The sequence below is a fragment of the Rhodococcus mengyinensis genome (genome assembly GCF_048381435.1).
GTDB lineage: Bacteria > Actinomycetota > Actinomycetes > Mycobacteriales > Mycobacteriaceae > Rhodococcus_F > Rhodococcus_F opacus_D.
In genome coordinates, this window is record NZ_JBLWIT010000062.1 from 12,764 (window position 1) to 26,727 (window position 13,964).

Annotated in this window: 14 protein-coding genes and 1 pseudogene; 7 read left to right on the forward strand and 8 right to left on the reverse strand. The window is 65.5% G+C overall.

What is annotated here, in order from left to right; translation table 11 throughout:
- The first annotated feature begins 18 nt into the window (after positions 1–18).
- From ACNJ7E_RS12775 to ACNJ7E_RS12790, 4 genes are read left to right on the forward strand one after another with little or no spacing between them, the layout of a single operon-like run.
- On the forward strand, positions 19–1,338 hold the full coding sequence (locus ACNJ7E_RS12775; RefSeq protein WP_283333277.1) for an alkyl sulfatase dimerization domain-containing protein: 1,320 nt from the start codon (positions 19–21) through the stop codon (positions 1,336–1,338).
- Complete coding sequence (locus ACNJ7E_RS12780) at positions 1,326–1,703, forward strand: YidH family protein (RefSeq protein WP_280779362.1); 378 nt, start codon at positions 1,326–1,328, stop codon at positions 1,701–1,703. Before ACNJ7E_RS12775 ends, ACNJ7E_RS12780 begins: the two co-directional genes overlap by 13 nt.
- Positions 1,700–2,014: a DUF202 domain-containing protein gene (locus ACNJ7E_RS12785; protein WP_418340051.1), complete on the forward strand. Its 315-nt coding sequence runs from the start codon at positions 1,700–1,702 to the stop codon at positions 2,012–2,014. The genes ACNJ7E_RS12780 and ACNJ7E_RS12785 overlap by 4 nt, the downstream gene beginning before the upstream one ends.
- Before the next feature lie 48 nt (positions 2,015–2,062).
- Positions 2,063–3,268 (forward strand): alkyl sulfatase dimerization domain-containing protein, encoded by a 1,206-nt coding sequence (locus ACNJ7E_RS12790; RefSeq protein ID WP_418340052.1) that lies wholly within the window; start codon positions 2,063–2,065, stop codon positions 3,266–3,268.
- A gap of 280 nt (positions 3,269–3,548) precedes the next feature.
- On the opposite strand, the gene ACNJ7E_RS12795 is transcribed toward ACNJ7E_RS12790, so the two are convergent.
- From ACNJ7E_RS12795 to rpsF, 6 genes are all read right to left on the reverse strand, one after another.
- Positions 3,549–5,009 (reverse strand): glyceraldehyde-3-phosphate dehydrogenase, encoded by a 1,461-nt coding sequence (locus tag ACNJ7E_RS12795; protein ID WP_280779359.1) that lies wholly within the window; start codon positions 5,007–5,009, stop codon positions 3,549–3,551.
- A gap of 337 nt (positions 5,010–5,346) precedes the next feature.
- A complete protein-coding gene (gene dnaB / locus ACNJ7E_RS12800; RefSeq protein ID WP_029539771.1) occupies positions 5,347–6,738 on the reverse strand; it encodes a replicative DNA helicase in 1,392 nt (463 codons plus the stop codon).
- Between the two features lie 573 nt (positions 6,739–7,311).
- Complete coding sequence (rplI, locus tag ACNJ7E_RS12805; RefSeq protein ID WP_009476433.1) at positions 7,312–7,767, reverse strand: 50S ribosomal protein L9; 456 nt, start codon at positions 7,765–7,767, stop codon at positions 7,312–7,314.
- Positions 7,768–7,784: 17 nt separating this feature from the next.
- On the reverse strand, positions 7,785–8,027 hold the full coding sequence (rpsR, locus tag ACNJ7E_RS12810) for a 30S ribosomal protein S18 (protein WP_005249686.1): 243 nt from the start codon (positions 8,025–8,027) through the stop codon (positions 7,785–7,787).
- A gap of 38 nt (positions 8,028–8,065) precedes the next feature.
- A complete protein-coding gene (locus tag ACNJ7E_RS12815; RefSeq protein WP_005249678.1) occupies positions 8,066–8,587 on the reverse strand; it encodes a single-stranded DNA-binding protein in 522 nt (173 codons plus the stop codon).
- A gap of 65 nt (positions 8,588–8,652) precedes the next feature.
- Positions 8,653–8,940 (reverse strand): 30S ribosomal protein S6, encoded by a 288-nt coding sequence (rpsF, locus tag ACNJ7E_RS12820; RefSeq protein ID WP_005249677.1) that lies wholly within the window; start codon positions 8,938–8,940, stop codon positions 8,653–8,655.
- A gap of 161 nt (positions 8,941–9,101) precedes the next feature.
- Here rpsF and ACNJ7E_RS12825 point away from each other — a divergent pair, with 161 nt between their 5' ends.
- From ACNJ7E_RS12825 to ACNJ7E_RS12835, 3 genes and pseudogenes are all read left to right on the forward strand, one after another.
- Entirely contained in the window at positions 9,102–9,323 is a 222-nt protein-coding gene (locus tag ACNJ7E_RS12825; protein ID WP_280779753.1) for a hypervirulence associated TUDOR domain-containing protein, read from the forward strand.
- A 61-nt stretch (positions 9,324–9,384) separates the two neighbouring features.
- The gene (locus ACNJ7E_RS12830) at positions 9,385–10,746 is read left to right on the forward strand and encodes a glycosyltransferase 87 family protein (protein WP_009476436.1); all 1,362 of its coding nucleotides are present in this window, start codon (positions 9,385–9,387) and stop codon (positions 10,744–10,746) included.
- A pseudogene (locus ACNJ7E_RS12835) lies at positions 10,743–11,277 on the forward strand (GNAT family N-acetyltransferase). The gene ACNJ7E_RS12830 and the pseudogene ACNJ7E_RS12835 overlap by 4 nt, the downstream one beginning before the upstream one ends.
- A gap of 25 nt (positions 11,278–11,302) precedes the next feature.
- On the opposite strand, the gene ACNJ7E_RS12840 reads toward ACNJ7E_RS12835, so the two are convergent.
- A complete protein-coding gene (locus tag ACNJ7E_RS12840; RefSeq protein WP_283352210.1) occupies positions 11,303–12,247 on the reverse strand; it encodes an alpha/beta hydrolase in 945 nt (314 codons plus the stop codon).
- A gap of 28 nt (positions 12,248–12,275) precedes the next feature.
- Positions 12,276–13,922 carry a flavin-containing monooxygenase gene (locus ACNJ7E_RS12845; protein WP_418340053.1) on the reverse strand — a complete coding sequence of 549 codons (1,647 nt, stop codon included), beginning with the start codon at positions 13,920–13,922 and terminating at the stop codon, positions 12,276–12,278.
- Positions 13,923–13,964: the final 42 nt, after the last annotated feature.

Below are 13,964 nucleotides of genomic sequence, written 5' to 3' on the forward strand. Positions count from 1 at the left end.
CGCCGAGGAGAGCGCCACATGACGGACATCATCGACTACGCCGACAAGGTCTGGAAGGGCGAAGCCAACCAGAACGCCTACCACCACGGAGACCTCCGGAAGGAGGGAATGCACTACATCGCGGAGGGCGCATACATGTGGCCGGCGTTCGGCAACGTCTACGTATTTCCCACCAAGGCGGGTCTTTTCGTGTACGACACCGGCGACCGCCGCACCGCCGAAGACCTGTTCGCAGCCACCCGGCGAATCTCCGAGCAACCGGTGCACACGGCCGTCTACTCGCACGGACACGTCGACCACGTCTTCGGCATGGACCCCTTCGACACCGAAGCGCGCGAGCGCGGCTGGACCCGCCCCACGGTCCTCGCACACGAAAACGTCATCAGCAGGTTCGACCGCTACAAGGAAACCCGCGGCTACAACGGCATCATCAACCAACGCCAATTCCAGGCACCGAACCTGATGTGGCCGGACGAATACCGATACCCCGACGCCACCTTCACCGACCAGACCACCCTCGCCATCGACGACCTGCAGGTGCACCTCCACCACGCCCGCGGCGAGACCGATGACGCCGCGATCGCCTGGATCCCCGACCGCAAGATCCTGTGCTGTGGGGATTTCTTCATCTGGGCCAGCCCCAACGCCGGAAATCCGCAGAAGGTGCAGCGCTTCGCACATGAATGGGCCCAAACCCTGCGGTGGATGGCCGACCTGGGCGCCGAAATCCTGCTCCCCGGACACGGGCTCCCGATCCTCGGCGCCGACCGAATCCGCACCACCCTCACCGACGCCGCCGAACTCCTGGAAATCCTGCACGGCCGCACCCTCGAGATGATGAACGCCGGAGCGACCCTCGACGAGGTCGTGCACACTGTTACCGCCCCCGCGGAACTGCTCCGCAAGCCCTACCTCGCACCCTCCTACGACGAACCGGAGTTCGTCATTCGCAACGTCTGGCGCCTCTACGGCGGCTGGTACGACGGCAACCCCGCCAACCTCAAGTCCGCCCCCCGCACCGACCTCGCCCGCGAGGTCGCGGACCTCGGCGGCGGCGCCGCCCAACTGGCCGAGCGGGCCCGCGCCCTACTGGCACGAGGCGAACACCGGCTGGCGGGGCACTTCGCCCAGATGGCCACCGACGCCGATCCGCAGAGCCGCGACTCACATCAGGCCCGCGTCGACATCTTCGGCCAGCTGGAACAAGGCGCCACCTCCACCATGGCGAAAGGGGTCTACGGATGGGCGGTGGCGGAATCGCGGGCCTTCCTCGACGGCAGCGACCACGCGACCGAACTGAAAGCCAAAACAGCCGGCCGCGCGCGATGGGCATTCTGACCTCAGACAATCCCCGTCCATCAGCGGACTCAGGTTCGGTGGATGAGGAACCGGACTACCGGTACACACTGGCGAACGAACGCACCTACCTTGCCTGGATCCGCACTGCTATGGCGCTCCTGGCTGCGGGTGTGGCTGCCCATCAGTTACTTGCTTTGCCCTCCGGGGCACTGCAGATGACGATCACGATGGTGTGTTTCGGGCTAGCTGCCGTCCTCGCCTCCGGCGCGTATCTGCGCTGGAGGGCCGCGCAGTCGGCCATCAGGCGGAACCTGCCACTTCCGGGCTCCGTCCTCGTGCCCGCTCTCGCTCTCGGTCTGGGGATCCTCACGCTCCTCGCCGCCGGAGCGGCATTGTGGTCGTGATCGGGTCCGCCGACCGGGATCCGGGACTACAACCAGATCGCACGGCATTGGCCTGGCGGAGAACCACACTCTCCGCCGCGGCGGCGACGGTGGCGCTCCTCCACATTCCCACCGTCCACGGTGACCGCGCTGCTTCGCTCAGCTTGGTACCAATGGCGGTGCTGCTGCTCTCGATCACGTACGTCAGCCACCGGCGAGGCCGTTCGCTGCGGCGGGGGACTCAGGGAATGACCGGACACCATGCCGGTCTGATAGCGCTACTCGTCACGGCCACAGTCGCCGCTGCCGCGACCGCAGCCTTTGCCCGATAGCCGCAGTCTCGAAACACAATTCGAAGCACACACTGGAAGGAGACACCGATGCCCGTAGCGGAAGTCGACAACAACCCGCTGTTCGGCGGCACCGAAATCACCGTTGTGGCCCCAGGAATCTTTACGATGGGCCTACAGGGAAATAGCTTGGCCGTAGAAACCGATGAGGGATTGCTCGTCGTCGACTCCGGACCGAGTCCATCCGTGGTTCCTCAGGCACTCGCACAACTCCGCGAACACACCGACCAGACAGTCCGCTGGATCGTCTACAGCCACGGCCACCTCGGCTACAACTACGGTGTGCCAGGGTTCCTGGCCGAAGCCGAGAGGCGCGGAGAACCCCGCCCGACGATCATCGCCCACGAGAATGTCGTTCGCCGCTACCAGCGCTACATCGAGACCGCCGGACTCCAGAACCACATCAACTCCCGCCAGTTCCGTCGGCCCATCGAAGAGTTCGCGCCAGTGCCGACCCTGACGTTCCCCGACCAAACCTACCGGGATGCAATGACACTCGGCGGCCCGAGCCGTCAGGTGCGGCTATTGTGGGCGCCTTCGGAGACGGACGATGTCACCGCCGTGTGGTTGCCCCATGAACGGATCCTCTACGGGAGCGCCGCAGTCATCGACAGCATCCCGAACATCGGCACGCCCATGCGCACCATGCGGGACGCCGTGCGGTGGGCGAACACCCTCGACAGTCTTGCCGCCCTCAATCCTGCCGTCCTGATCCCCGAGTTCGGATCAGTCATCCACGACGTCGGCGCAGAGCAGCTGGCCGCCACCGCGGCGGCACTTCGCTGGCTGCGCAGAGCCGTCGTGGAACGCCTCAACAAGGGAATGGGCGTCGACGACATCGTGCACGATATCGACTACCCGACCGAACGGTTCGACGTCCCGTGGATGAAACAAGCCTACGGACATCGGGACTTCATCGTGCGGGACATCGTCCGCTCGGAAACCGGGTGGTGGGACGGCAACCCGACCCACCTACACCCCGCCCGGCCCGACATCGCCGCCAACGCACGCGCGGCAGCGATCACCGACAAGCAGGCCGTGCTCGACCAGGCACACCGACTGCGTGACGCCGGACAGGTTCAGGAAGCGCTGCACGTCGTCGATCTGCTGGCACTCGCGACCGCAGACTTCCCGGAGGCCCACCACGCCCGCACACTTAAATCCGAACTGAGTGCGCTTCTGGCCAAAGACGCACCAAGCTACGTCTCGCGCAGCTTCTATCGAGCCGTGACCTAAAGCGGCACCCAGCAAGACGACAGGGCGGAGCCGGTCGAACTTGCGCAGCTCTCACCCGGCAGATCGACGAACGTCAGCTCGTAAATTCCGGACCCGAACGATCCGGAGGGGTTGATTCCCCCGCTACGATCCATCGACGGGCCATCGGTGCCGGAAAATTTCAACGTCGGGAACCATACGAACGATGAGCTTTCAGCGGCGAGGCCCACCGAATACGCGACGACGCCCGGGAGAGCAGCCACTGCTCGGCCCGGGCGTCGCGAACCTACGGTGCCGCCGGTCAGCCCACGGACATCGCATCAGCGGCGTCGACCGCGGGGTAGATGGGGTACTCCACACCGGACAGGTACTGGACAGTGCGCACCACCTGGCACGAGTATCCGAACTCGTTGTCATACCAGACGTAGAGGATGGCGGTGTCGCCGTCGACGATCGTCGCGTTCGCGTCGACGATGCACGCGGCGCGCGAACCGATGAAGTCACTGGACACGGCATCGGTTGCAGCGGTGTAGTCGAGGTTCCGGCTCAGCGCTCCGGTGAGCGACTCCTGGCTGAGATGCTCGAGCACCTCCTCCCTGGTGGTCTCACGACCCAGCTGAAGGTGGAGGATGGCGACGGATACGTCCGGAGTGGGAACGCGGATCGAGTTGCCAGTGATCTTGGCCTTCAGCTCGGGGAGCGCCTTGGCGACCGCCGACGCGGCGCCCGTCTCGGTGAGCACGAGGTTGAACGGCGCCGAACGACCACGACGGTCGGCCTTGTGGTAGTTGTCCAAGAGGTTCTGGTCGTTGGTGAACGAGTGCACGGTCTCGACGTGGCCTCGAGACACACCGAATTCGTCGTCCATGGTCTTCAGCGGCGGGACGATGGCATTGGTGGTGCAGGACGCGCACGACACGATCTGCTCGTTCGGGTCGAGGTCGCGGTGATTGACGCCGTGGACGATGTTCGGGACGTCTCCCTTGCCGGGCGCGGTGAGCACCACCTTCGCGACTCCGGGGCGGAGGTGCTTCGACAGTCCGTCGCGGTCGCGCCAGATTCCGGTGTTGTCGATCAGGATGGCGTTGTCGATGCCATGCTCGGTGTAGTCGAGGCTCTCCGGGTCGTTGCTGTAAATGAACTTGATGACGTTGCCGTTGGCGATCAGCGTGTTGTTGTCGGTGTCGACCTTGATCGTGCCGTTGAACTGCCCGTGGACGGAGTCACGGCGCAGCAACGATGCGCGCTTGGTCAGATCGTCGCTGCCACCCTTGCGGACCACCACGGCACGCAGGTTCAGCCCATTGCCCGAGCCGGCCTTCTCGATAAGCAGTCGAGTGACGAGGCGACCGATACGCCCGAATCCGTACAGGATCACGTCCTGCGGCTGCGCGGGACTCGTCTCGGCGCCGCCGACCAGGTCGGCGAGGCTCCGTGCAACGAACTCTGGGACCGATGCTCCGTCACCGTTGGCGCGATAGGCCATCACCAGCAGTCCGAGGTCGATCTTCGAGGGCCGAAGATTGAGGTGAGTCAGCGCTTCGAGGAAGGGGAACGTCTCCTCGACCGACAGTTCATCGCCGCTGATCTGCCGGGCGAAACGATGGGTCCGCAGGATACTGATGACCGACTTGTTCACCAGGGAGCGACTGTGAAGCAGAATGGTCACCGAGCGTCGGCGGTGCAGGCCGCCGATGATCGGGATCATCGCCTCCGCGAGAGCTTCCTCTGAGTTCCACTGGGCCAGTTCCACTGTGCTCACTGCGCTTGTCTGCCTTCCCGGCTCATGTGGCGTGTCCTTAGGTGGGATGCCGGCGAGCGCACACCGTTCCACCAGCGGTGACCTGGATCACCGGACCCGGTTTCGCGACTCGCGGACACCGGCGCGCCCGACGCACTCATCATATGGAAGCGTTTCGTCGGGCCGACAAGCCGGTCGCCGAAACGTCCGGTGGGACGAGAAGCCGGCCATCTCGCAGGTCTGACGACCGACGAGTTGCCCGAGCGGTAGCCGTCAGGCAACAGGCCGAGTGTAGGAGGAGGGAGCGGCGGCGGCAGCAATCAGGCAAGCTGCTGCTGTTTCGTCGACGGCGGCGGTACTAGCCCCGCGCCATGTCGACGAACTTGGACAGGTGAAGCTGGTGCGCCACGGTGATTGTCGCTGTCGGGCCGTTACGGTGCTTGCCGAGGATGAGGTCGGCCTCGCCGCCGCGGGGGTCGTCGCGTTCGGTGGCGTCGGGGCGATAGAGCAGGATCACCATGTCGGCGTCCTGCTCGAGCGATCCCGACTCACGAAGGTCGGCGACCTGGGGGCGCTTGTCCTGTCGCTGTTCGGGACCACGATTCAGCTGGCAGATCGCGACCACGGGAACCTCGAGTTCCTTCGCCAAAAGCTTGAGGCTACGGGAGAACTCGGAGACTTCCTGCTGACGTGACTCGACCTTCTTACCCGAGCTCATCAGCTGCAGGTAGTCGATCACGATGAGCTTGATGTCGTGTTTCTGCTTGAGCCGCCGGGCTTTTGCGCGGATCTCCATCATCGTGAGGTTGGGAGAGTCGTCGATGAACAGCGGCGCTTCACTGATCTCACTCATACGTCGAGCGAGCTTCGTCCAGTCGTCGTCGGTCATCTTGCCGGAGCGCATGTCACCGAGCTTGATCTTCGCCTCCGCCGACAGCAGACGCATGACGATCTCGGTCTTGCTCATCTCGAGCGAGAACATGACGCTGGCCATGCCGTGCTTCACGGAGCACGAGCGCAAAAAATCCATTCCGAGTGTGGACTTACCCACACCGGGTCGGGCCGCGACGATGATCATCTGGCCGGGGTGGAGGCCGTTGGTGATCTCGTCGAGTTCGACGAAGCCGGTGGGCACACCGAGGGAGATGCCGCCGCGGCTGGCGATGGAGTCGATCTCGTCCATCGTGGGCTGCAGGAGCTCCTCGAGGGGGACGAAGTCCTCGGTGGTGCGGCGTTCGGTGACCTCGAAGATCTCGGCCTGCGCGCGGTCGACGACCTCGGCGACGTCCTGACCGTCGGCGCCGGTGTAGCCGTACTGGACGATGCGGGTGCCGGCGTCGACGAGGCGACGCAGGATGGCCTTCTCCGCCACGATCTCGGCGTAGTAGCCGGCGTTGGCGGCGGTGGGGACGGTCTGGGTGAGCGTCACCAGGTAGGGCGCTCCACCGATCCGACGGAGCTCGCCACGGCGATCCAGCTCCGCGGACACCGTGACCGGGTCGGCGGGCTCACCGCGGCTGTAGAGGTCCAGGATCACGTCGTACACCGACTGATGCGCGGGACGGTAGAAGTCGCCGGGACGGAGCACCTCGAGCACGTCCGCGATGGCGTCCTTGCTGAGGAGCATGCCGCCGAGCACCGACTGCTCCGCCGCCATGTCCTGAGGTGGCTGCCGGCCGAACTCTTCGCCGGGCTCCGCGTCAGGCGGACCCGGGTATTCGGAACGGCCCCGATCGTCTACTACAGCCACTCGACCGACCTTCCCCATCACTGTTGCGCCACCCCGGGAAATGCTTCCCGGTGTTGGTGCCCCGAACTCTTTCTACTCGCCCCTACCGACAACCTTCGCAGGCTCTTCGCGGCAGTCGCCGTCGTGATCGCGAGACACGCCGGGACGACGTTAGGGATTAGCTACCCGGTGTTCAAACCAGCCTGTGTACACAGCTGGGGACAAATTGTGGAAACTGCTGGGTACGTTTGTTAACCCCATGGGGATAACCTGAGGATAAGTGCACATCACAATCCCAAAAACCCAGATCAGAGCCGTTTTTTGGTTTCTCACCACTGTGGATGAAAACCCGTTCGGCGTGTCTTTCGCGTTGACGACTCGGGCGTGTTGAGTTGGTCGCCCCTGCGTGGCAATATGATTCACCTCACAGATCGTCGGCGGGGCGGCTAACTTCCAGACACAGCTGGAAGCCGCTCCTCTGCGTGCTTCACACCAGTGAAAACGGGCTCGAGAGGGCGGCTGCGAGCCGGAATCGACAAGCACAGACCCCCCACACGCCGAGGCGTCCGGGGGGTCTGTGAATAAACGAGTCGACTAGGCGCCGACGACGTTCAGGTGGAACTTCGCAACCACGTCGGGGTGCAGGTTCACGACGATGGCGTGCTTGCCGGTCGCCTTGATGTGAGCCTTCGGCAGCTCCAGGTTGCGCTTGTCGACGACGGGTCCACCGGCGGCCTTGATGGCACCGGCGACATCGGCGGCGGTAACCGAACCGAAGAGCTTGCCCGAGTCACCCGCGGTCTTGACCGACAGCGAGATGTTCTCGAGGCCCTCGATGGCGTCCTTGAGCTCCTTGGCGTGGTCGAGTCCGCGCACGGCGCGAGCTTCCTGCGCGCGACGGATGCCCTCGACCTGCTTCTCGGCGCCACGGGTGGCGACGATGGCCAGGCCGCGGGGCAGCAGGTAGTTGCGGCCGTAGCCGTCCTTGACCTCGACGGTGTCGCCAGGCGCACCGAGGTTGTCCACGTCAGCGGTGAGGATGAGCTTCATGTCTTTCCTCCCTTTCCTTAGCGAGCCACGGTGGCGTAAGGCAGCAGCGCCACCTCACGTGAGTTCTTGACGGCAATGGCAACGTCGCGCTGGTGCTGGACGCAGTTGCCGGTGACACGGCGCGCGCGGATCTTGCCGCGGTCGCTGACGTACTTACGCAGAAGCGTCGTGTCCTTGTAGTTGATCTGCGTGTTCTTCTCTTTGCAGAAGATGCAGATCTTCTTCTTCATTACCTTGTCGCGCAAGGGCGGCTTCGGCATTAGTTTGCTCTTTTCTGGATGTTCCGATCAGGTACGGATCAGAACGGGGGTTCGTCGCTCCCGCCACCAGAGCCTCCGAAGGAGCCGGACGCCTGCGGCGCGCTGCCCCACGGATCATCTCCGCCGGTGTTGGATTGCGGACGTCCGCCGCCCGATCCGCCGGAGGAACCGAAGCCACCGCCGCTGCCGCCACCACGGTTGGCCTTGTTGACCTTGGCCGTGGCGTACCTCAGCGAGGGGCCGATCTCGTCGACCTCGAGCTCGACGACAGTGCGCTTTTCACCTTCACGAGTTTCGTACGAACGCTGCTTGAGCCGGCCGCTCACGATCACTCGCGAGCCACGGGTCAAGCTCTCCGCGACGTTCTCGGCTGCCTCGCGCCAGATGTTGCAACGCAGAAACAGTGCTTCGCCGTCTTTCCATTCATTGGTCTGACGGTCGAAGGTGCGGGGCGTGGACGCGACAGTGAAGTTCGCGACCGCGGCACCCGCGGGGGTGAATCGAAGCTCCGGATCAGCCGTCAAGTTTCCGATGACGGTGATGACGGTGTCGCCTGCCATATGGTTCCTCCTGCAGAATGTGGAGTTCGGTTGGGCACGAGCCTAGGGCTGGTGACCGACAGAAATCACTTGTTGTGGCGCAGAACCTTCGTACGCAGCACCGACTCGTTCAGACCGAGCTGACGGTCGAGCTCTGCGACGGTGGCGGGAGTAGCGCTGATGTCGATCACCGCGTAGATACCTTCGCTGTGCTTCAGGATCTCGTAGGCGAGACGACGCTTACCCCAGACATCGACCTTGTCGATCTTGCCGCCGTCCTGGCGAACAACATTGAGGAACGTATCCAGCGAAGGAGCAACAGTGCGCTCGTCCAGGCTGGGGTCAAGGATGACCATCAATTCGTAATGACGCATAAGACCTCATCACCTCCTATGGACTAGTGAAAACGGCCACGGACTGTCCGTGGCAGGAGGGTCGTTGCGTCAGCAACCTTTGCAGGTTACACGACGAGCCCCTGACCAGCGAAATCAGGCAAGCCGGTGTGACACCGGGAACCGCGGGGTACGCCGACACGATGGCAGAGGACAAGAAATTCCGACAGGGCGACGAGGTGGAGTGGAACACCCACGGCACCACCACGTCGGGGACGGTCGAGGAGAAGATCACCGAGGACACCGAGGCGGCGGGCCGCACGGTGCGGGCGTCCGAGGACGACCCGCAGTACCGCGTCGTCAGCGACAAGAGCGGGCGGGACGCCGTCCACAGACCCGACGCCCTGCGCCGGCCGAGCGACTGACCTCCGCACCCGCGGCGTTTCCGCTTCGCACGTGGAGGCCCGCGCACCCTAATGTGGATTCATGCATATCGGAGCTCGGCAGCGGTCGCCGATCACGGCGCTCGTCGTCGGGTTGGCGGGCCTCTCCATGCTCGCCGGCTACCTGCAGAAGGCGCGGTGCGCCGGGGCTCCGTTCGACGGCGTCGGGCGAAGCCTGATCTTCGACCGCATCAAGGACACACAGGTCTGCTACTCCGATATCCAGTTCCTGTGGCTCGGACGCGACGTCAACCTGCACGTTTTTCCGTACGTCACCGGGGGAATCAACGCCGACGGCATCCTCACCGGCGGCACCGTGGAGTACCCGGTGCTGAGCGGTGTGCTGATGTGGCTCGGCGGCATCGGTTCACACACCGACGCCGACTTCCTGCTGCACTCGGCGCTGATCCTCGCCCCGTTCGGCCTGCTCACGGCGTGGATGCTGGGACGGCTGGCCGGCTGGTGGGCGCTGCTGTGGTCGGCCACTCCGCCGCTGGTGCTGTATGCCTTCCACAACTGGGAACTGCCCGTGGTCGCGACGTCGGTGGCCGCGATCTTCGTCATGACACTCGAACGGATCCCCCTCCGCGCCCGTGCTGTCCTCGCGGCGGTGCTCCTCGCCGTCGGCTTCTGCCTGAAGGTGTATCCGGGTGCGTTCGTGCTTCCGCTGATCGCCTACGTCCTCACTCGGAACGGCACCGCCGGGCGGCGTTACGACGTGCGCGGCGCGGTGATGGTCGCGGTGGCCGCGATCACCACCGTCGTGGCGGTGAACCTGCCGTTCGCCCTCATCTCCTACAGCGGGTGGCGGGCGTCGTTCACGTTCCAGGAGAACCGTCAGGCCGACCTCACCACCAACTCCATCTGGTACTGGGGCCTGCGGCCGCTGTTCGGTCCGGTCGCCGACGACGTCCCGCTCCCCGCGTACGACCAGACGGTGAGCCTGCTGTCGCCGCTCCTCGTGTGCGCGGCGTTCGCGATCGCCCTGCGTCTCGGCTGGCTGCGGTTCCAACGCGACGGCGCTTACCCGTGGATCGCCGTCAGCGCCGCCATGCTCTGCGGATTCCTGCTGCTGCACAAGGTGCATTCGCCGCAGTACACGTTGTGGCTCATCCCGTTCTTCGTCCTGCTGCGCGTCCCGTGGGGGCTCGTCGCGGCGTATCTGGTGGCCGACCTGTCGATGGGGATCGGCGTCTTCAAATACTTCGGCGCGCTCGCCGCCCAGACCGACGCGTCGACGTTCGAGGTTCTCGTGAAGTTCGGGGTCTGGGGCCGCGCGGGACTGCTGGTGGTGCTGTTCTTCGTGTTCCTGCGCGCCGCCCAACGACATCCGCCCGTCCGCGGGCGCACCGGTCCCGAATCCGGCCGGCGGCCGGTGCTGAAATCTCCCGAGCCGGTGCGATGAGCGAATCCTGGTTCGCGCACCCCACACTGACCGGACGGCACGTCCGACTCGAACCGCTGGGCGAGGACCACGTCGACGGCCTGCTGGACGCCGCCGACGACCCCCGCATCTTCCACTGGACGTCCGCCGCCATCGCCGATCGCGACGACGCGGTGGCGTTCGTCCGCACCGCCGACGAGGATCCGACCCGCCTCGCGTACGCGCAGATCGACATCACCACCGAGCGGATCGTCGGCTCGACGTCGCTGTATCTGATCGACCCGAAGCACGCTCATCAATCCGGAGGCGAAACTGCTGTTGCTTCGGCGGGCGTTCGAAGACCTCGGCGCGGTCCGCGTCGAATGGCACACCGACGAACGCAACGCCCACTCCCGCGGCGCCATCGCGAAGCTGGGGGCCGAGTTCGAGGGAATCCTTCGCAAGCACCGACGTCGCCGCGACGGAACGTGGCGCAACACCGCACTGTTCTCGATGATCGACGAGGAGTGGCCGCGCATCTGCCCCCGACTCGAGGCACGAGTCGAGGGCTGACACGGTCGGGTCACGTCACGTCACGTCACGCGACGGGTGCGGTGGCTGTCACCCTCTTCACGAACTCGACTACCGCCGAGCGCATTTCGGCACTGCGCGGAACCGCCCCGGACATCCAGAACGCGCCGTGCATCAGCCCGTCGAAGCGGATCGCCTCGGTGTCGACCCCCGCCTGCCGCAACGACTCGGCGTACGCCTCCGCCTCGTCGCGGGCCACCTCGTTCTCGGTGGTGAGCACGAGGGCCGGCGGCAACCCCTCGAGACCGCCGGCGCGACTCGGAACCGCATACGGGTGCTTCGCATCCTCGGGGGAGGACAGGTAGTTGCTCCAGAACCAGTCGAGGTCCCCGGCGCCGATCACGTACCCCTCGGCGAACTCCGTCTTGGACGGGAGGTCCGCGTTCGGATCGATCACCGGGTAGATCAGCACCTGCCCCCGCAGGCGCGGTCCGCCCTCGTCCCGGGCCCGCAGCGCGGTGACGGCGGCCAGGTTGCCGCCCGCGCTGTCACCCATGACGACGACGTTGCCGGGGTCACCGCCGTAACTTTCGACGTTGTCGGCCACCCACTGCAGGGCGGCGGCCGCGTCGTCGGCGGCGGCCGGGAACCGGTGTTCCGGGGCGCGGCGGTACGTCGCGGCGACGACGATCACGCCCGCGCCGTTCGCGACCGCCCGCGCCGGTTCGTCGACGACGTCGATGTCGCCGGCGACGAACCCGCCGCCGTGGAAGTACAGAACGACCGGGTGCGGCGCCCGGCCCTCCGGCACGTAGACCCGCAGCGCGATCTGCGCTCCGCCGCTCTCGTAGTGCGCTTCTTCCACCCGGGCGACGGGTTCGGGCGGCGCCTGCAGTCCGGTGAACGTCGCCACCACCGCCCGCGCCTCCTCCACGGTGCTGTGCTCGAAAGCCTTCAGCCCCTGCGCCTGTAGTCCGGCGATCAATTCTGCTGCGTGTGCGTCGAGTGCCATGTCGGTCTCCTTCGTAGGGGGTTCGGGGTCAGGACACGGTGGAGGCCACGTGGGCCTCCGCCCGGGTGAGTGCAAAACCGGAGTAGCCGCCTGCCACCACCTCGTCACACGTCGCCCGGTAGGTGGGGGCGCCGCCGAGGTAGACCATGCAGGCACGAGGCTTGCCGGGAATGTTCGCGCCCATGTACCACGAGTTCGTCTCCGGCAGCAGGGTCTGGTTGGCGATGTCGTTGGTCAAGGCACCCCAATCGCTTTCGGCCTGCGCGGTGGGCTCGATGACGTCGAGGTCGCGGCGGTCCAGGTAATCGATCGCGTCGGTCGCGAAGTCGACGTGGTCCTCGATTGCGAGGGGCATGTTGTAGAGCACCGACGGCGACTGCGGTCCGGTGATGAGGAACAGGTTCGGGAACTCGTTAACCATGATGCCGAGGTAGGTCTTGGGTCCGTGCTCCCACTTCTCGGCCAGCGGCAGACCGCCGCGACCGCGAATGTCCATGGCCATCAGCGGACCGGTCATCGCGTCGAATCCGGTTGCGAGGACGATGGTGTCGACCTCGTAGGTGCGGTCACCGACCCGGACTCCGGTTTCGGTGATCTCGTCGATCGGCGTGGACTTCACGTCGACGACGCTGACCGAGTCGCGGTTGAACGCCTCGTAGTAGTTGGTCTCGAGCGGGGGACGCTTGGTGCCGTACGCGTAGCCCGTCGGCGCCAGCGTCGCGGCCTTCGCCGGGTCCTGCACGCGCTCGTGGATCCGGTCGCGGATGTAGTCGGCGATCGTGTCGTTGGCCTTCTTGTCGAACAGGATGTCCTGGTAGGAGTCGATGAACAACCGGAACCCGCCGGCGTTCCAGCGCTCGTCGAACGTGCGGCGGCGCTCCTCGGCGTCGACGGCGAGCGCGGACGGCTGCACTCGAGTGAACGGGACGCCGAGGAAGTGGTTGCGGGCCGCGGTCCGCACGTCCGCGTAGTTGCTCTTGATATTCGCCACCTCGTTCGGGTCGATCGGACCGTTGCCGAGGGGGGTCGCGAAGTTGGGGGTGCGCTGGAAGACCACCAGTTCGGCCGCGTCCTCGGCAATGAACGGGATGACCTGAATGCCGCTGGCCCCGGTGCCGATCACGGCCACCCGCTTGCCGGTGAAGTCGGCGCCTTCACGCGGCCAGTTTCCAGTGAGCAGCACCTCGCCGCGGAAGTTGTCGATACCGCCGAACTCCGGTGTCTTCGGCACGGACAGGTTGCCTGCCCCCGAGATGAAGTACCGGCTGCGAACGACGGCGCCGTCGTCGGTGCGGACCGTCCACACGGAGTTCTCGTCGTCCCAGTGCACGCCGACCACGCGGGTGTCGAACGTGATGTCTTTGCGCAGGTCGAAGCGGTCGGCGACGTGTTCGAGGTAGCGGAGGATCTCCGGCTGTCCGGCGAACTTCTCACTCCACTGCCATTCCTGCTGCAGGTCCTCGTCGAACGAGTACGAGTAGTGGACGCTCTCGATGTCGCAGCGGGCACCGGGGTACCGGTTCCAGAACCAGGTGCCGCCGACGTCCGAGCCGGCTTCGAACACCCGCGTCGACAGCTTCATCGTGTCGCGCAGCTTGCGCAGCGCGTAGAGGCCGGCGAATCCGGCACCCACGACGACGACATCGACGTCGGCAGAAGAAATGGGCTTTGACATGGTGTTGAGCTCCTCGAGGCGATGGGTTCCGGCCGGAGTCGA

What these genes read in the sequence shown, in the direction of transcription:
- ACNJ7E_RS12775 (WP_283333277.1), top strand. Translation starts at nt 19, where the DNA reads ATGACGGACATCATCGACTACGCCGACAAGGTCTGGAAGGGCGAAGCC.
- ACNJ7E_RS12780 (WP_280779362.1), top strand. Translation starts at nt 1,326, where the DNA reads ATGGGCATTCTGACCTCAGACAATCCCCGTCCATCAGCGGACTCAGGT.
- ACNJ7E_RS12790 (WP_418340052.1), top strand. Translation starts at nt 2,063, where the DNA reads ATGCCCGTAGCGGAAGTCGACAACAACCCGCTGTTCGGCGGCACCGAA.
- rplI (WP_009476433.1), bottom strand. Translation starts at nt 7,767, where the DNA reads ATGAAGCTCATCCTCACCGCTGACGTGGACAACCTCGGTGCGCCTGGC.
- rpsR (WP_005249686.1), bottom strand. Translation starts at nt 8,027, where the DNA reads ATGCCGAAGCCGCCCTTGCGCGACAAGGTAATGAAGAAGAAGATCTGC.
- ACNJ7E_RS12815 (WP_005249678.1), bottom strand. Translation starts at nt 8,587, where the DNA reads ATGGCAGGCGACACCGTCATCACCGTCATCGGAAACTTGACGGCTGAT.
- rpsF (WP_005249677.1), bottom strand. Translation starts at nt 8,940, where the DNA reads ATGCGTCATTACGAATTGATGGTCATCCTTGACCCCAGCCTGGACGAG.
- ACNJ7E_RS12825 (WP_280779753.1), top strand. Translation starts at nt 9,102, where the DNA reads ATGGCAGAGGACAAGAAATTCCGACAGGGCGACGAGGTGGAGTGGAAC.
- ACNJ7E_RS12830 (WP_009476436.1), top strand. Translation starts at nt 9,385, where the DNA reads ATGCATATCGGAGCTCGGCAGCGGTCGCCGATCACGGCGCTCGTCGTC.
- ACNJ7E_RS12840 (WP_283352210.1), bottom strand. Translation starts at nt 12,247, where the DNA reads ATGGCACTCGACGCACACGCAGCAGAATTGATCGCCGGACTACAGGCG.
- ACNJ7E_RS12845 (WP_418340053.1), bottom strand. Translation starts at nt 13,922, where the DNA reads ATGTCAAAGCCCATTTCTTCTGCCGACGTCGATGTCGTCGTCGTGGGT.